The sequence below is a fragment of the Halobaculum halobium genome, from assembly GCF_030127145.1.
Taxonomy (GTDB): domain Archaea; phylum Halobacteriota; class Halobacteria; order Halobacteriales; family Haloferacaceae; genus Halobaculum; species Halobaculum halobium.
Genome location: NZ_CP126158.1, coordinates 109747 through 126856, shown reverse-complemented (window position 1 = coordinate 126856; position 17110 = coordinate 109747). Strand labels below are relative to the sequence as shown.

16 protein-coding genes are annotated in these 17110 nt (G+C 70.7%); 5 read left to right on the top strand and 11 right to left on the bottom strand.

Annotation, left to right across the window (positions count from 1 at the left end; genetic code table 11):
* Positions 1-7: 7 nt before the first annotated feature.
* The 9 genes from P0Y41_RS00725 to P0Y41_RS00685 form a co-directional block, all read right to left on the bottom strand.
* Entirely contained in the window at positions 8-442 is a 435-nt protein-coding gene (locus P0Y41_RS00725; RefSeq protein ID WP_284062108.1) for a DUF5791 family protein, read from the bottom strand.
* A gap of 34 nt (positions 443-476) precedes the next feature.
* Positions 477-3749: a DUF7286 family protein gene (locus P0Y41_RS00720; protein ID WP_284062107.1), complete on the bottom strand. Its 3273-nt coding sequence runs from the start codon at positions 3747-3749 to the stop codon at positions 477-479.
* Complete coding sequence (locus P0Y41_RS00715; RefSeq protein WP_284062106.1) at positions 3746-4615, bottom strand: DUF7284 family protein; 870 nt, start codon at positions 4613-4615, stop codon at positions 3746-3748. The genes P0Y41_RS00720 and P0Y41_RS00715 overlap by 4 nt, the downstream gene beginning before the upstream one ends.
* A complete protein-coding gene (locus P0Y41_RS00710) occupies positions 4612-5022 on the bottom strand; it encodes a DUF7285 family protein (RefSeq protein ID WP_284062105.1) in 411 nt (136 codons plus the stop codon). Before P0Y41_RS00710 ends, P0Y41_RS00715 begins: the two co-directional genes overlap by 4 nt.
* Positions 4997-5491: a DUF7283 family protein gene (locus tag P0Y41_RS00705; RefSeq protein WP_284062104.1), complete on the bottom strand. Its 495-nt coding sequence runs from the start codon at positions 5489-5491 to the stop codon at positions 4997-4999. The genes P0Y41_RS00710 and P0Y41_RS00705 overlap by 26 nt, the downstream gene beginning before the upstream one ends.
* A gap of 45 nt (positions 5492-5536) precedes the next feature.
* On the bottom strand, positions 5537-7342 hold the full coding sequence (locus P0Y41_RS00700; RefSeq protein ID WP_284062103.1) for a hypothetical protein: 1806 nt from the start codon (positions 7340-7342) through the stop codon (positions 5537-5539).
* An 89-nt stretch (positions 7343-7431) separates the two neighbouring features.
* Complete coding sequence (locus P0Y41_RS00695) at positions 7432-9276, bottom strand: ATPase, T2SS/T4P/T4SS family (RefSeq protein ID WP_284062102.1); 1845 nt, start codon at positions 9274-9276, stop codon at positions 7432-7434.
* A complete protein-coding gene (locus tag P0Y41_RS00690; protein WP_284062101.1) occupies positions 9273-9932 on the bottom strand; it encodes a DUF7311 family protein in 660 nt (219 codons plus the stop codon). The genes P0Y41_RS00695 and P0Y41_RS00690 overlap by 4 nt, the downstream gene beginning before the upstream one ends.
* The gene (locus P0Y41_RS00685; RefSeq protein ID WP_284062100.1) at positions 9929-10471 is read right to left on the bottom strand and encodes a DUF7310 family coiled-coil domain-containing protein; all 543 of its coding nucleotides are present in this window, start codon (positions 10469-10471) and stop codon (positions 9929-9931) included. Before P0Y41_RS00685 ends, P0Y41_RS00690 begins: the two co-directional genes overlap by 4 nt.
* Positions 10472-10605: 134 nt before the next feature.
* On the opposite strand from P0Y41_RS00685, the gene P0Y41_RS00680 reads away from it, so the two are divergent.
* On the top strand, positions 10606-11694 hold the full coding sequence (locus tag P0Y41_RS00680; RefSeq protein WP_284062099.1) for a tubulin/FtsZ family protein: 1089 nt from the start codon (positions 10606-10608) through the stop codon (positions 11692-11694).
* 107 nt (positions 11695-11801) lie between these two features.
* Here P0Y41_RS00680 and P0Y41_RS00675 read toward each other — a convergent pair whose 3' ends face one another.
* Positions 11802-12293: an SHOCT domain-containing protein gene (locus tag P0Y41_RS00675; RefSeq protein WP_284062098.1), complete on the bottom strand. Its 492-nt coding sequence runs from the start codon at positions 12291-12293 to the stop codon at positions 11802-11804.
* Between the two features lie 110 nt (positions 12294-12403).
* On the opposite strand from P0Y41_RS00675, the gene P0Y41_RS00670 reads away from it, so the two are divergent.
* The 4 genes from P0Y41_RS00670 (at position 12404) to P0Y41_RS00655 (ending at position 15764) form a co-directional block, all read left to right on the top strand.
* Positions 12404-13279 (top strand): COX15/CtaA family protein, encoded by an 876-nt coding sequence (locus P0Y41_RS00670; RefSeq protein WP_284062097.1) that lies wholly within the window; start codon positions 12404-12406, stop codon positions 13277-13279.
* 104 nt (positions 13280-13383) lie between these two features.
* A complete protein-coding gene (locus P0Y41_RS00665; protein ID WP_284062096.1) occupies positions 13384-14196 on the top strand; it encodes a basic amino acid ABC transporter substrate-binding protein in 813 nt (270 codons plus the stop codon).
* 3 nt (positions 14197-14199) lie between these two features.
* Positions 14200-15036, top strand: a complete 837-nt coding sequence (locus tag P0Y41_RS00660; protein WP_284062095.1) for an amino acid ABC transporter permease — start codon at positions 14200-14202, stop codon at positions 15034-15036.
* A complete protein-coding gene (locus P0Y41_RS00655; RefSeq protein ID WP_284062094.1) occupies positions 15036-15764 on the top strand; it encodes an amino acid ABC transporter ATP-binding protein in 729 nt (242 codons plus the stop codon). Before P0Y41_RS00660 ends, P0Y41_RS00655 begins: the two co-directional genes overlap by 1 nt.
* A 29-nt stretch (positions 15765-15793) precedes the next feature.
* On the opposite strand, the gene P0Y41_RS00650 is transcribed toward P0Y41_RS00655, so the two are convergent.
* Complete coding sequence (locus P0Y41_RS00650; RefSeq protein ID WP_284062093.1) at positions 15794-16849, bottom strand: zinc-dependent alcohol dehydrogenase family protein; 1056 nt, start codon at positions 16847-16849, stop codon at positions 15794-15796.
* Positions 16850-17110: the final 261 nt, after the last annotated feature.

Below are 17110 nucleotides of genomic sequence, written 5' to 3'. Positions count from 1 at the left end.
TTCGGAGTTACGGCGTTCGTTCGATCATGAGCGCTTGGATCTCGGCCAACTCGCCGAGCGTGAGCCGTGTTCGACCTTCGAGCGCCTGTTGTACCTCCTGACCGGTGAGATCCGCGTCGATCTCGGCGGCGATCGTGTCCACGTCGAGGATCGCGGTCACCATCTCCATCATCACGTGGTCGCGCACCTCGGAGGCGATGTCGTCCGCGGGAACGCCCTCGTGTCGTTCGAGGACGGCCGCGGCGTCGGCGAGTCGGACGGTCGCGAGGGCGTCGGCGTCGCCGGCGGCCATCGCGGCGGCGACGGACTCGTCGACGCCGGTTTCGTCGGCAACCGCGGCCGGGTCGTCGCCGTCGACCGCCGCCGCCAACTCGGCCGCGTACGCCGCAAGCAGGTCCCTTGCTGTCGCGCCGTCCGGGTCCGCGAGGGCGTCGTAGAGCATACCCGTCCTCTCATCCCCGACGGCAAAACCGTTGTCACTCCCCGGTCGACGGCGGACACCCGGCCGCCTCGGTGTCGGCCCCACCCCCGTCGGCGTTCGGCACCGACGGACAGGGCCAGCCGGGCGACCGCTCGTCCGCGTTCCCGTTCACGTCGCCGACACCGGAGGTACCGGCAGGGACGACGACTACGACGACTGTCCACGTCCGAAAGGCGACGCGGTCGCTCCGACCGAGTCGCTCCTCGGTCCCGTCGCCGTCCACGTCCAGCGTCGCGACCTGGCCGTCGCGGACGTATCGGACCCTCCCGTCGGCGCCGTCGGGTCCGCCGATCGGGGCGGTGACTGCGAACCGAGGGTACGCGCCGGCGACCTCCACGTCCCAGACGTTCACCGTCGCATACCAGTAGCCGGGGACAGGCGCGACCGGAAGCCCGGCGAGCACCGGTCCGAGTTTGCCCTTCCCGTACCGCTCGTGGAGCCGCTCAGTCGCGTTCGACCCCGCTCGCTTCGCCGCAGCGCGCAACTCCGCCCGTCGCGCCTCACGGGTCGCATCGACTGCACCGGCTTGGATCTCCGAAGGGACGGTGACGCTGGCGTCCGTTGCGGCGTTGACAGTCTCGACCCGCAGACGGAGAGCCAACCGATCTCGGTCCATCTCTGGCCAGTCACCGGCCCGAGCGTCCGCGGCCCTCGCGATCGCCGCGGCGTACGAGCCGTCGACGACTGCTGCCGTTCGCGCCCCAGGAGCCGCCCACCGACGGTTCGCGGTGCGGATCGCCGCGATCCGCTCCGCACGGGAGAGGTCGGTCTCCTCCCCCAGGACGGCGAGCGCGCGCGAGTCCACGACGCGGAGTCCCTCCGCGACCCGTCGACGGAGTTCAGCCCGCGCGTCCGCGTCGGCCAGTTCCCCGGCGGATACCGTGTCGGCCGCCGCTGCCGTCCGGTTCGCGGCGACGAGCGCGCGACCGGCAGCGGGGAGCGACGCGGTCCGACGGGCAGGGAGCGCGGCGTCGGTGACGGCGTCCGCGGCGTCGCCCGATGGAACGGCGAACAGGTTCGTGTTGCGCGCAGCGAGCGGGTGAACCGACTCCCCGGGCGCCAACGAGTCCACGTGATCTGCTTCGACGCGCGTTACCGGGAGGTACCCCGGGGTTCCCCGCGGCGTGAACACCACCTCGCCGGCGCGCCACCGGCCCGCTGGAGCCGGTTCGGGCTCGGAGACATCCGCAGCGATCCGGGACAGCTCGTCGATCCGACCGTTGACGCCCTCTCGGACCCGTCCGATCTGTTCGCGGTAGGCGTCGTTGCGCGCGGTCGATCCCTCGGCCCGTGCGTCGAGTTCGGCGAGCACTGCGTCGACGTACGCTGCCCTGGCGGCCACTCGCGCGCGGTCGGCGGCGCCGTCGTACGTCTCCGGCGCATCGACGAGATCCCCTCGTCGGTTTCTGATCGCCGTCGCGAGTCGGTCGGCGGCGTTGGCCTCCCCGGACGCGACTGCGGATCGCGGGACGCGGATCGAAACAGACCGGATCCGCTCGCGGAGGGCCGCCACGTCGCGGTACACCCAGTCGTCCAGTCGTTCGGGGCGATCGCCGTAGACGACCGCCCGGTCCGTCGTCTCGCGTCGCCACCCGTCGTCGTCCTCGACCGATCGAACGGCCGCGATCCCCTCGCTGTCGGCGGTTCCCGACGCGAACAGCTCCGCTCGCGCGGTCGCCGGCACGTCGGCGAGATTCGGACCGTCGACGGCGCCGCCGCGGACGAATACTGGCGCAGTCGGTCGATCGGGCCCGGTGGACGGCGCGTGCTCGATCGAGAGCGTGATCCTGATCTCGTACCGATCGCTCCACGTCGCCGTCGTCGTTCTGAGCGAGCTGTTTCCGATCCATCCCCGCCTCGCCCGGTTTCGGACGGCGACTGTCCGGCGTTCGTCAGCCACTGACCGGGGCGTCGACGTGGGGCGCGACTCCCGGTCGACGACGACGATTCTCTCGTCAGTCCGCTCTGACAGGAGCGTCCAGTTGGGGCCGGGCGCGGATGCCGGTGGTCGCCGCGATCGGGCCGCAGAGACGACTGTGACCTGTCTGACCGCTACTGCGCGGTAGGCACCGCGGATCGCGGCGTCGAAATCGCGATCGGACTCGCCGTCGATAAACGCGAGGAACGCCCGGTCCGCGGTCGCGTTTACTCCGACGCGAAGGTCGTCGTCGCCGACGGCTCCGCGGTTCGGATCCCACCGCTCCCCGTCGGCGGGAGCGGCCGACGACGTCCGGCCTGCGCGTCCCGGCGACCCGCTCGCGTCGAGGACTCGACCGGTCCACGACGGCCCGGAATCCATCGCCGGCGCGAGCAGGTCCCGCGCGCCGACGCGACCGGTTGCCCTGATCATCGCGGCGCGGCCAGCGGGATCGCTACGACCGTACGCCGCACGCTGGGCACGCAGCGCCGCGGCGTTCGTCGAGAGTTCCACGTGCCTGCTCGCGAGCACGTTCGATATCGGCGCGCCAAGGTACTGCGCGGTGCCACGGGCCTGCGCGACCGACCACAGGCGCCACGTGAGCGCGCGCCCGACTCCCGGCCCTTCGAACGGCGAACGGTTCAGTCGGGCTTCGTAGGCGACGGTCCGGTCGTGCATCGCGAGGACGGGTACCGACACCGCGACGGCGTAGTTCACCCGCCGCGTCGCAACGATGCGTTCCCCGCGGGTCGCTGTGAGTGTCACGTTCCGGACGACGACGCGCAGCGCGGTCCCGTTCGCCAAGGGCGCGACCGAGACGCGCGCGATGGCGGCGCGCGCGTCGCTCGGCGAGTCGACCGCCGGGAGCGAGGCGGTCGCGGTCACGCCGCCGGCGTCGGTCCGGGCGTCCGACAGCGCCTCGCCGGCCGCCAACGAGATCCGCAGCCGGAGGGCGTCCCGAAACGGCTGATCCGGAGCCAGCGAGCGGCCGGCGGTCGTGTTCGCCCGCGTCGTCACGGGATGCAACGCCGCCTCTCGGGCGGCAGCCGTGGCCGCAGCGCGGACCGCCGGCCTGCCGACCGATTCCGCGCGGTCGAGGGCGTCGTCCGCGGCGGTGTCGACGACGACCGGGCCGCGGAGTGCGAGCGTGTTCGCGTAGACGACACTTCCGAGGAGAAGGACGACGGCGATCAGCGCGAACGGTACGAGTCCCCTATCGCGGTCACCGCCGCCGGATCGAGTTGTCGATCTATCACTGGACTCGCCGGCGTTGAGACCTCCGTCACTGCTGCCGATTCCGAACTGTGGGACAGCGAGTACCGCCGCTCCCGAACCGATCTGACCGCTCACGCCGACCACGTCCTGACGACGACGGTCACGCGGTTCGCGTCCCCGACTCCACACGCATCGCCCCCGTCCGAGAGCCCGCGCGTCTCGTGCCGCTCCGCGAGCGCAGCAGCGAGGGCTCGGTTGGCCTCTCGCGGCCCGCCGCGGTCCAGCGCGGCGACTGCGTCGACATCCAGTGCGTTCCCAATCCGGCGGTAGCGTTCGGTCACGGCGTCCGCCGCGGCGGGGTCACCGCGGACCGCGGCGGCGATCCGGTCGGGGGGAAACAGCACGGTGGTCACCCCTGCAGCGACATGGTCGATCAAGTTCCTCCCCTGGGTTCCGTCAGCGGCTGTCCCAAACGACGGCCCTACCGGGACGGTGAACCGGGCAGCGCGAACCGTCGCCGACGCCGGCGGATCCGGTCCGACCGTGACCGCGCCTTCGATCAGTGCAGTGGTGTCGCTGGCATCGCTGACATCGCACTGCAGCGGAGTCCACCCCGCGCGCACGCTCGTTCTCGGTCCGACCGCCTCGGCGACGGTCTCGCGAACCGATCGGCGGTAGTCCGCGGCCGTAGTGGTCGGGCGCGTGCCGTCGACAGTCGCCGAGCGGACGGCGGCGCGCGCAAGGTGCTCGGCGAGCGTCGCGTGGGCGACCCGCCGCGCCTCCGGCGACGGAGACTGCTCCTCGCCTCTCGCGCCGCCGCGCTCGGCCACGAGGTCGTACTGGACCGTCGCCGTCGACGCCGCGAGCGTCTCGGCCGTCTGGCTCGCGCGCGAGGCGGACACCGGCCGATCGGTCTCGACCGTGTCGGCACCGACAATCGTCCCGGCCGCGGCGCCGATCAGGAGAAGTGCGAGACACACGTCGAGTAGCGAGCCGGTCATCGCCACACGGTAACTCGGAGCCTGCCCGGTCGGACGCGTCCAGGAGCGAGCGCGACGCCCATCCGTCTGGTAGCGCTCGCGCGGTCCGTGACGGCCGCGGATGGCTCCGGAATCGCGGGTCCGATGCGCCAGCGTCGATCGGCGACGCGCAGGCAGACGGTTACGCGTCGATCCGGTGGAGCGGTCACGGACCGAACTCGATCGAATCGGTCCGGATCTGCGACGCCGCCGACCGTAATCGCGTCGTGGACGCGTTCGAGCGCCGGTTCGGCTGTCGGCTGTCGTTCGCCAACGCCGCCCAGTACGATCGCGTACGCAGCGACGCCAAGCGACAGCGCGAGCACCGCCGACAGCGCAACGATCGGCTCGGCGAATGCGCGTTCACGCGACGAGGACGAGCGTGACATCGGTCTCCCCCCACGAGACGTGTCGGGCGTGCAGCGTGCGACCCGAGATCCACTCGGCAGTCGATTCGGGCCCGGTCCGGCTCCCCACTGCGTCCGCGGTCGCGACCGCGACGGCGAACCCTCCAGGGGTGTCGAACGTCTGCTCCGGAGGGTCGCCGAGTGCGACGCCCGCCAGCGGACCGCCGGCCTCGACGGGGACGATCGAGCCGCTCCCGAAGGCTGCGAACGTGCTTCCCCCGTCAGTGCGCAGTGAAACGCCCCGCGTCGTCACTCTGATCCGGTCGGCTGCGACCCGGTACCGGCCTGTCGCTGGCGGGCTCGCGGCGGCGACCGTGTCGACGGTCGCGGCGGCCGACACGGCGTCAGGTGGCGGGGCCGTGGGGAGTCCGGACACCGCGGCGAACGTGACCGCGCCGGCGACTGCGAGCCCGAGCCAGGCGTACCAGACGTCGAGTGGTGCGTCGATCATGTGTCGGGGTGGTCCCGCTCTGGTATTTGAACGCTCGGGGGCGGATCAACCGACGAGCATCGCGACGGCGACGTGGCCGACGACGAACGCGCCGCTCGCGGTGACGAGCGCGATCCCGACGCGGTAGCCGACGACCGTGGGATCGAGTCCGCGCTCCAATCCCGTCGCGAGCGCGGTCAGCGTCGCTGCGAGCGTCAACACGTACACGCCGACGACCGGCCCGACGAGCGACGCAGAGAGCCCGGCCGCCTCTCCAGCGACTGCGCCGCCGCCAGCAGATTCGACGCCGTCGAATCCCCCGAGGCGGTCGAGACGAGCGGCGAGCGCGACCGTCGCGCCGCCGACGAGCGGGCCGAACAGCGCCGCTGTGTCGCGGAGCGTCCCGGTCACGGCCGCCAGTTCCCGGCGTCCGGCGCGCTCGGCAGCAGCGAGCGCGTCGAGCCGATCTGCGTGCGCCACCAGTGCGTCGCCGGCTGGCCGGCCTTCCGTCGCCGCGGCGGTGATCCCGATCACCGCTCCTGCCGCTCGGCCGCCGGCCCCGCGTTCGGGTGCGAACGGTGCACCGTCGCCCGCGAGCGCGACTGCAACCGGCACACCGAGAGCAGACTGTCGCCGGCTCGCTTCGGTAAACGCGTTCGCAGTCGGACCGGTGAGCGACGCCGCGACGGCGGGGAGCGCTCGTTCGACGGCCTCTCCGTCGGCTACACGGCGCCCCACGAGTGTGAGCGCGTCGCTCAGCCCCCTGTCCCGCTCCTCAACTGTTCGTCGGACCTCACGTCGCGGATGCAGGTGGACCCAGGCTCCGGTCCCCACGCCGACGCCGACGGCGAGCACTGGACTCGCCCATCCGCTAACCACAACCGGGGCGACGAACCAGCCCGCGACGGCAGCCGTCGCTCCCGCGAGCAGTGCCAGGGCTCGCCGGTCGGGCACAGCCGGATGCGTCGCGTCGATTCGTGGGGCGGGCAGTGCGACCGGTCTCCGGAGCAGGAGCCGCCCGGCGGCGACCGCGAGCGCCGCCGGCAACACCAGTACGTACGTCGTGGCGAACCCCCAGGCCGGGATCGAGACCCCGGCGGCGACCGCCGCCGGGAGCGTACCGACGAGCGCGAGCGGGAGTAACACCCCGAACGCGTACAGCCCGGTGACGGGCGCGCGGAGATCGCCCGCAAACGACGCCGCCCGGTGACGAAGGTCGCCCTCGACGGCTGCGACCGCGCGGTCCAGCAGCCGGGTCCGATCTCTCCCCTCCTCGGCGTCGGCCGCCGCGAGGAGGAGAGAAACCGACCGATCGAGCGCCGGAAACCACTCGTGCCACTCGGCGGCGAATGCGGAAAGACCGGCGTCGACGGCGCCCGTGAGGGCCGCACGGTCGGCGTGCGCTGCCAGACTTCGATGGAGTTGGCTCGTCCCACTGGTCGCGGCGAACCGGACGGCGCGCTCGGGGACGGGGGTCAGCCGGAGCGACAACGCGATCGCGCTGACGACGGTTGTCGCGTCCGCAACCGCGCGGGTCCTAGCGACAGCCGCGGCAACCACGGGCGCGAGGCGGAGCCCGGAGTACCCGATCCAACCAACAGCCACTGCGACGCCGACGGCGAACAGTCCTGACAACGTTCCCGCCATGGTCCCAACGAAGCGTGCCCACGCGAGCGCAACGGTGAACCCACATACACCGACGAGCACCGCAACGGTCGCGGCAGCGGCTGCGATCTCGTCGGCGTCAACGGGGAGATCGAAGAATGCGCACGCCCTAGCGAGGTCGTCGTCCGGATCGATCCAGTCGCCGCCTCGATCCGGCCACGTTCGAGCAGCCGACGTGACCGCGGGGTAGACCAACCGGTGTAGCACCGGTCCGCGCAACACTGCCCCCCCGGGAACAACTCCGGCCGGAACATCCCGGTCCAGAAGCGACTCTCCCGTCTCCGCTGCACCCTTTGTCATCGATCTGATACCGCGTCGATCCCGCTCGTGCTCGTCCTGTCGGCGTCAGCGAGGGTTCGGATTGCCCGCGTCCGATCCCGGATCGCGGCGCGCACGTCGGCGTACGACTCTCCGGGTTCCGCGAGCGCGGCGACGACGCTGCTCTCGCCGCGGTCGACCACCCCCGTCGGTGTGGCTACCGGCGTGCCGGTTCCGCCGCCACCGCGCTCGTCACCCCGATGGACCAGCCGTGCGAGTTCGTGAGGATCTGGGCCACGCACCTCCTCAACCGACGCCAGCGCGCGGTCGGGGCCGAGCGTGACGATCAGATCCGTCGCGGCGAACGACGAGGCGGGTACGTCGAGGTCGGAGACGACGCGTTCGCGGACCGAGTCGCCGTCGGTTCCGTGGATCGTCCCGAGCACAGCGTCGGCCGCGGCGCCGACCCGCATCGCCTCGTACAGTGCTCGGGCCTCCGGACCCCGGACCTCGCCGACGACCAGCGCGCCTTCGCCGAGCCGGAGCGCGGTCCGAACGGCGTCCGTCGGCGTGAGCGCGTCGTCGCCGTCGGCCCCGGCGCACAGCGGCTGTACGTCGCGGCCGGCATCGCGGATCGCCGCGACCGGAAGCTCGGGCGTGTCTTCGATGGCGACCGTTCGAGTGTCGGCGGGAACTTCCAGACACAATCCACCGAGCAGAGACGTCTTCCCCGCACCTCTGGGACCGGCGACGAGGATCGCGGCGCCGCGCTCCACCGCGACCGAGAGGAGCCCGCCGGTCCCCGCCGGGAGGGACCCGGCGGCAACGAGCCGGGGGAGCGTCCATGGGTCGTCGTCGCGCCGTCGGAACGCGAACCCGCGGCCGTCGCTCGCGGGATCAGTGACGGCCGCGACGCGTACGTCGCCGAGTGCGGCGTCCGTCGTCGGCGACGCGCGCGAGAACGCCCGCCCGCTCGCCGCGCGGACTCTTGACGCCAGCGCGTCGAGGTCCCCGGTCGAGAGCCGGACGTTCGTCGTCATCATCTCGCCGTCGACGACGGCCCGAACCGGCTGGTCGGCCGCGGGCGCCGACAGGAACGCGTCCGTCACGCGGTCGTCCGCGACCAGTTCGTCTAACACGCCGAGTCCACGAGTGTGGCGGCGCAACGACGCCGCAAGCGCCTCCGCCGGTGCCGTGGATTGACTCTTGACCTCCGTAGGTTCGGGAGCCCGGTCGGCGGCGTGACGAACGGCCCGACGATGCGAACGCGGCCCCCGCGACACTGATCCCTCCGCGATCGCGGCGGCGGCCGACATCAGCAGATCGAGCGACCTCGCGGAGAACTCCCGTTCCGCAGGCGTGAGGTGGTAGTACGGACCCCCGTCGGGGCGGTCGTACACGGCCGCGGTTCCGTCAGTCGAGAGATCGGTAATCTCCCGGAGTTTGGCGTCCGGCGGACACGAGAGGCGTGTCCGGCCCAGCGCGATCGCCGGCGCGACGCTCGCCGGAAGCGTTCCCCCGGGCGGATTGCGGTCCGTTCCCTCTCCGATCCACGCAGTCACCCCTGTCTCCGCGGCGAGTCGGGCGACCGGCCCGGCGCGACCGACCGCCTCGTGTGCGACCGCTGCGGGATCGAGACGGACGCGCTTCGCCAGTGCCGGATCGGGTCCCTCGACTGCGTCGGCAAAGCGGCCGGCAGCGAGCAATAGCCCCGCGGCCTCACCCTCGTAGAACCGGTCGCGGCCGGCGCTCCGAACCCGAACGAGGTCTGTGTCCCGTTCGGCGAGCGCGCCGATCACTGTCGCTCTGCACGCCGGATCGGCGGCGAGGTCGCCGCCCGAACAGGCGGAGGCGTCGACGCGCAACACCCTCGGGTCGGTCACCGAGCCGGTATGGCGAGTCGTTCCCCGGCCGGAACTCGAACGGGGCTCGAACGCAGCGGCGCAGTGGCATTCGTCGGCGGCTCCCCGCTCGTCACCGCCCCGATCGCGGAGCCCGTCGATGAATCGCATGGGCCGGCTGGTTCCGGTTCGGTACTTGAATTTACGCCCGCGGTCGCCACCGACGAGCGTGTGAGCGGTCGGACCCGCACCAGACGGTCGGTTCCGTCTGAGCCGCCCGCGATCGGAACCAGCGAGAGGGACACCTGACCGCGGCCGCCGAGCGCGATTCCCCCGTCCGGGAGGTCGTACGGGGCCGAAAGCGCCGTCCAGGATCGGCTCTCGTCGCCGACAGCGTGGACCAGCACTGCCGTCCCTCGCACGTCGCCCGAACACAGCGCGAGCGAGCGAACGCGCGCTGTCGTCAACGAGCGTCCGGGGAGCGAAAACGTCACGACGCGACGGGCGGCCGGAACCGAGTCCGTCGAGGGTCGGTACGCCGGTTCGCTTGCGAGCGTCGACAGCGCGGCGCGGTCGATCCGGTCGGGAACCCGCTCGACTGCTGCCGTCGTCCGGTCGACCCGCGCCATCTCGACCGCCGGTAGCGCCGCAGAAAGCAGCGCCGCCGCCATCGCGACGGCGACGACAACGCGGATCACAGCGCGTCCCTGAGCCGTTCGACGAGCGCTGTTGCGTCGTCGTCCGTCCCGTCCACTCCACCGCGTTCGGCTGTGTCGTGAGTCGCGTTCTCCGAGTCTGATTCGAGAGGTGTGTTCAGATCCGGCGACGGCGCCAGGTGTGCTTGATCGACCGCGGCGGCCGGGGCCGCGGAACGGTCACGAGTCGGCGCCGCCCGCGCCGCCGCGAGCGCACGGTCGGCCCGGTGCTCGACTCGTTCGTTCACCGCCCGTATCGACCCGACGTAGCCGCGGAGGGCCTGCGTCGCCGCTTCGAGTTCACCGACCCGATCCTCGATGTCGTCGAGCCGGTCCGCCGCGCGCCGCAGTTCGGCGGTCGCCTCGGTGGCGTCAGCGATGTCTGTCAGGTCCGCCTTCGCATCGCCAGAACACGCACGCTCAACCGCCGCGAGCCTCGTTCGGAGGTCGTCGACGGCGGCGGCCGGAGAACCGCAATCGCAACCGGCGGGGGTCTGCTGTTCGGTTTCCGGCGGGAATCGGGTCGGCTCTTCGCGGGACATGCGGGGGTTGGCCGCCCGTTCGTATTTGAACGTCGGGGACGATGGTGTCGGCCAGGGTTCGACGCCGGTGCTAGTCCGGGCCTCATCGCGACCGTGGGAAGATTCAAGCGATGGGCGGCGCGAGTACGGAGCGTATGAAGACGGTCCTCATCGGCGTCGGCCAGGCCGGCGGCAAGGTCACCTCCTCGCTGGTCGAGTTCGACCACGACATGGGATTCAACTCCGTTCGCGGTGCTCTCGCGGTCAACAGCGCGACGGCGGACCTCCAGTCGCTCCCGATCGACACGGTTCTGGTGGGGCAAGACCGCGTGAAGGGGCACGGCGTGGGCGGCGACAACGAACTGGGTGCGGAGGTGATGCAGTCGGACGCCGGCGAGGTGCTGTCCGCGCTCGACGGACGCATTACCGCCGAGGCGGAGGCGATCGTCATCGTCGCGGGACTGGGCGGCGGCACCGGCTCCGGCGGCGCGCCGGTGCTCGCGAAGGAGCTCTCGCGCGTGTACGACGTACCGGTGTACGCGCTCGGAATCCTCCCCGGGCGCGGCGAGGGGGCGATGTATCAGGTGAACGCCGGCCGGTCGCTGAAGACGCTGGCTCGCGAGGCCGACGCGACGATTCTGATCGATAACGACGCCTGGCACTCCTCGGGGGAGAGCCTAGAGGAGGGATTCGACAGCATCAACCGCTCGATCGCCCGTCGCGTCGGGCTCTTGTTCGCCTCCGGCGAGAACGTAGAGGGAGTAGGCGAGTCAGTCGTCGACACCAGCGAGGTGATCAACACGCTCCGGTCGGGCGGGGTCGCCGCGATCGGCTACGCCAGCGCGGAGGCCGACGACGACCCCGACACGAACGTGAACGTCGTGACCAGCGTCACCCGGAACGCGCTACTGACGGGCACGAGTCTCCCGAACGCGACGACGGCGGACTCGGCGCTCCTCGTCGTCGCCGGCAAGCCAGACCGGATCTCTCGAAAGGGCGTCGAGCGCGCCCGCAAGTGGCTCGAAGAGGAGACCGGCTCGATGCAGGTCCGGGGCGGCGACTTCCCGCTCGACTCAGAGCGCCTCGCGTCGCTGGTGCTGCTCGGCGGCGTCGAGCGTTCCGCGCGGCTGGAGGAGTTCATGCAACAGGCGAAGGAGGCGCGCGAGGAGGCACAGCGCCAGGAACAGGGCCGCGAGGACGCGGACAAGCTGTTCCAGAACGACGACCTCGACAACCTGCTCTGAACCGCGGCGGTGAGATCGTGAGGGAAACGGGATCGAGAGTGGCGAGGACAGCGTCGACGGGAGCGGGGGATCGAGGAGTCACACGCGCGGGTGCGCGTGCTGTCCAGTCAGTGACCGGTCACGTCGCGTTCGACCCCGCGGTTCGCCGTTTCGGCGGCGGACTGCCGACCCCCGGCCGACTGTCTCTCAGCCGGCGACTGTCCGATCTCGTCCGTTTCGAGCACGGTCTCCAGTCGCCGGTCGAACTCCTCGTCGGATAACTCGCCCGCGGCGTACCGCCGCTGCAACACGGTAACCGGATCCGCCTCCTCGACCGAGGAGCCGGGACGAGCCTCAGGGGCGGTGCGGCGCCCGGCGTCCGGCGCCAACAGCGCCATCGCGGCGAACGCGGGGGCCAAGAGTGCGACTACCGAGAACAGGAGAATGATCAGGTCGTACGTCATCCCGCTTTTCACACCCGAGGCGACCGCCCACGACCCGTACAGCGCCAGCGGCGCGGCGACGGCCGCGAGGGCGGCGACCACCCGTCTCCGTCGACGGCTATCGGGCGTTATTCGTGCGAGTAGTCCGGGCGCGTCTGCGTTCGGTGGAGGGTTCATGTCGGCAAATGAGACTGTCGACAATATAATTCTGCTGGGGCGACGGCAGACGTGGCGGTCACACCGGTCAACCACGCTATCTAAGTGTCCCCATCCCCGACATCAGAGTAATGTCACGCGGACCCGACTGGCTCTCGTTCCGTCGGTATGCGGCGTTCACCACCGGGATGGCGCTCACGCTCATCTCGCTTGGCATCTACACCGCCGCGACCGGCGCCGGACTGGCGTGTGCCCAACAGTGGCCGCTGTGTGACGGCGGCGTGCTCCCGCAATCGATCCCCTCGTTCATCGAGTGGTTCCACCGGCTGTGGGCGATGATAACCGGGTTCTTCATCCTCGGTGCGGCGGTGTGGGCGTGGCGGGCCCGCGGGTCGATATCGACCCGCGGGCGGTACGCCGTCACCCTCGCGACGGCGTTGACGCCGATGCAGGCGATCTTCGGCGCGATCACCGTGACCCTCAACGGCGCGCTGCCGGGCGGGTACTCCGCACCGGTCCACGCGGCGCACTTCCTCACGGGGTTCTCCATCTTCGCGCTGCTGTCGTACACGACGCTGCTGGCGTATGACGGACGGTTTTCTCGCGACGCGCTCTCGCGGAGTCGGCTCGCCGTCGGCGTCGGATTGGCTGGGCTGCTCGCCGCGTGGGTGTTCTCGCGTATCGACCCGGTGTCGTCGTACAGCCCCGCCGAGCAGGCCGTCTTCTTCGCCGTGTCGCTTGCGGCGTTCGCCGGGCTGTTGGCGGCGACGCGCTGGCTCGGCGAACTGGACGAACTGGTCCCGCGGGTCGCCGCCGGCGCCGCGGCCGTGCTGCTGTTCGTCGGGATGGTACTCGGCCGTGACCTCGTCGTGTACACGGCCGGCGTCCGCGTCGTGAATTGGCTCGTGATCGCGACCGCGGTGGCGCTGACTGCGGGCGCGGCGTGGGCGCTGCGCGGCGTCGAACCGGAGGTCGCGGAGCCGGTCTACGGATCGACCGACGACTGACCCGGGCAGTCGCGCCGGCGCCCGCCGGTCCCGCATAATCGTTTATTACTGCGCTGTCTCCACCGAAGGGGACATATAGCCGGACGAATGTAGATACCCGTGCTATGGATAGACGCACCTACCTGAAATCCGCCGGCGCGGCCGGCGCAGCGCTCACGGCGGCCGGCTGTCTCGGCGGCGGTGGCGGAAGCGAGACGATCACCATCGGCTCGGATATCCCGTACCGGCCGTTCGAGTACGAGACGACCGACGGAGACCTGACCGGATTCGACGTGGACATCGCGCAGGCGGTGTTCACCGAGGAACTCGGCTACGAGCACGAGTTCGTCCAGACGTCGTTCGACACGATCATCCCGTCGCTGAACAACGGGAACTTCCGCGTCATCATGTCCGCGATGACGATCAACGACGAGCGCGACGAGGAGGTCGACTTCTCTGACCCGTACTTCACGGCGTACCAGACCATCGTCGTGCGCGAGGACTCCGACATCTCCTCGGAGGAGGACATGGCGGGCGTTCGCGTCGGCGTCCAGAAGGGCACCACCGGCGCGGCCGCCGCTCAGTCGCTCAAAGAGGACCTCGGGGGCGACCTCGATATCAACGAGTACGACCAGATCCCCGACGCGTTCAGCGCCCTGCTGAACAACCAGGTCGACGCCGTGATCAACGACAACACCGTCAGCGCAGAGTTCGTCAACGGCGACGGCGAGGGGCAGGTCCGATTCGTCGAGGGCGAGGGCGCCGCCAGCGAGGCCGGGCAAGATGCGCCGCCGTATCTCACGCTCACCGTCGAGAACTACGGGATCGCGTTCCGCGAGGACGACGACGAACTCCTCGAAGAAGTCAACGGCGCGCTCGCGACGATCAAGGAGAACGGCACGTACGACGACATCTACAGCGAGTACTTCGCCGGGTAATCGATGGCGACAGACTCCGGGCGCGCGGCCGAGCGGGACCGCGGCTTCCTCGAACAGCTGAACGACCGCACTTTCCGGCGACTCGGCGTCGTCGGGACGACGGCGTTCGCGCTCGGCGTCGCGCTGTTCATCGGGTACATCCTGACCGTTCGGGTCGACTACGCCCTGCTGATCAACATCGTCTACCCGCAGTTCACGTTCGCGTTCCTGCGCGTCATCGGGATCGTCCTGGTCTCCAGCGTGTTGTCGGTTATCGCCGGAGTGATGGTCGGCCTCGCGCGCGTCTCTCAGACGCGGGTGACGAGTTCGATCGCGAAGAGCTACATCGAGTTCTTCCGCGGGACGCCGCTGCTGTTCCAGCTGTTCGTGATCTACCTGGGCGTGCCGCAGCTGTGGCCGCCGGGGCAGTTCCCCATCCAGGGGTTCAACTACTACGCCGCGGTCATCGGCCTGACGCTCAACCACGCCGCGTACGTCGGCGAGGCGCTCCGGGGAGGCATCGAGTCGATCCCGGACGGCCAGATGGAGGCCTCCCGCTCGTTGGGGATGAGCTACATCCAGTCGATGCGAGAGGTGATCCTCCCGCAGGCGTGGCGCAACTCGCTGGCCGCCATCGGCAACGACCAGGTGATCCTCGTGAAGGACACCTCGCTGCTGACGGTGCTGGCGATCCCGGAACTGCTGTCGGCGTTCCGGCAGATCAACTCCGCGACGTTCGACGCGTGGACGCCCATCGTCCTCGTCGCGATCGCGTACCTCATGATCACCGTCCCGCTCGGGAAGGTGATTCGGACGCTCGAGGCCCGCGCCGACCCGGCGACCCACGGAGGTGACGACTGATGTCCCTCCTGGAGTTCGAGCAGGTGAACAAATACTTCGGCGAGACGCACGTCCTGAAGGACATCGACCTGGAGATCGACGAACAGGAGGTGGCCGTCGTCATCGGCCCCTCCGGCTCCGGGAAGTCGACGCTGCTTCGGTGCACGAACCGACTGGAGGAGATTCAGTCGGGAGAGATCCGGCTCGACGGCGTGCCGCTCACCGACCCGGATGCCGACATCAACCGCCTCCGACAGCGCATCGGAATGGTGTTCCAGTCGTTCAACCTCTTCCCGCACAAGACGGCGCTGGAGAACGTCGCGCTGGCACCGCACAAGGTGAAGGGCGTGAAGAAGTCGAAGGCCGAGTCGGAGGCGCGCTACCTCCTGGAACGCGTCGGTCTCGGCGCTCAGACCGGCTCGTACCCGAGCGAGCTCTCGGGCGGACAGCAACAGCGGGTCGCCATCGCCCGCGCGCTCGCGATGGACCCCGACGTGATGCTGTTCGACGAGGTGACGAGCGCGCTCGACCCCGAACTCGTCGGGGAGGTGCTTGAGGTCATGCGCGACCTCGCTGACGAGGGGATGACGATGATGGTCGTCACTCACGAGATGGGCTTCGCCCGCGAAGTCGCCGACACGATCACGCTCATGTCCGAGGGACGGGTCGTCGAGCGGACGCCGCCAGAGCAGTTCTTCGATAAGCCGACGACCGATCGCGGGCAGCGGTTCCTCTCGAAGTTGCTGTAGGCGGCTGCTCCGTCGGCGTATCCCGTTTTTCAGAACGTCAGTACCTCCACACCCTCGGTCTCGTAGTCTGTCATCGCCGCCAGCCGCTCGGGTACCTCGTCCAGCCCGACCTCCCGGCCGACGATGACGCCGGGGTCCAGGTCGCCGGCCTCCAACAGCCCTAGCAACTCGTCGTACCGCGTCGGGGGCATCCCACGCGAGCCGAGGAAGTCGACCTCCCAGCGGCTCATCGCGTCCGTCGGTAGCGACACCTCCCCTTTCTCGGCGTCAGTCGTCAGCCCGACCTGCACGTGGGTGCCGCGTTCGCGGAGACAGGCGACGGAGTTGCGACACGTCTCCGCACGGCCGAGCGCGTCCATCGAAATGTGCGCGCCCCGGCCGGTGATCGATTCGATCGCGTCTGGCACGTCGACCTCGTCGCCGCGGACGGCCTCGTCGGCGCCCGCGTTCTCCGCCCGCGAGAGCGCGCCGTCGTCCACGTCGACGGCGATCACTCGGGCGCCGAGCGCGTCGGCGACCTGGACCGCAGAGAGCCCGACGCCGCCGCAGCCGTGGACGGCGACCCAGTCGCCGGCGCCGACGGCCGCGCGGTGTTCGAGCGCGTGGTACGCCGTCATGAACCGGCAGCCGAGCGCGGCCACGTCGCGGGCGGCGACCCCTTCGGGCAGGCGCATCGCGTTGTAGTCGGCGTAGGGCAGGTGGACCCGTTCGGCGAACGCGCCCGGGGCGGCGCGCTCGAACCCGAGCGCGCGACCGTCCAGACAGGTGTTCCCGTGCCCGTTCACGCACTCCGGGCAGGCGCCGCAGCCGAGGTTGAACGGGACGGCGACGCGGTCGCCCTCCGCGATGGAGGTGACGCGCTCGCCGACCGCGACGACGGTGCCCGCGGGTTCGTGGCCGAGCACGTAATCGAGGGGCACTTGATCGTCGGCCCACTCGCCGTGGCCCATCCAGGCGTGCCAGTCCGAGCGGCAGATCCCGCACGCCTCCACGTCGACGACGACGCCGTGGGGGTCGAGATCCGGTTCGGGTACGTCGGTCACGTCGAGTGGCTCCCCGTACTCGCGGAGGACGGCCGCTTGCATGGCACGGGAGTCGAGTCGGAGGCTGAAAAATCGGGACGGTACGGCCGGGACCCGGTAACCGCTGCCTCGCCCTCCCCAGCCGACTCACTCGCTCGCTGGCGCTCGCCCGTTCGCCCCTCGCGCGCGTCCGGCAGGCACTACCCGGGACCTTCGGCCTCGTGAGGTCACACTCGCTTCGCTCGCGTGACCGGGGGCCTGCCGGCACGCGCCACCGCACACGGCAACGGGACCGCTGCGGCGCGAACACCGACCGCTCGGAGT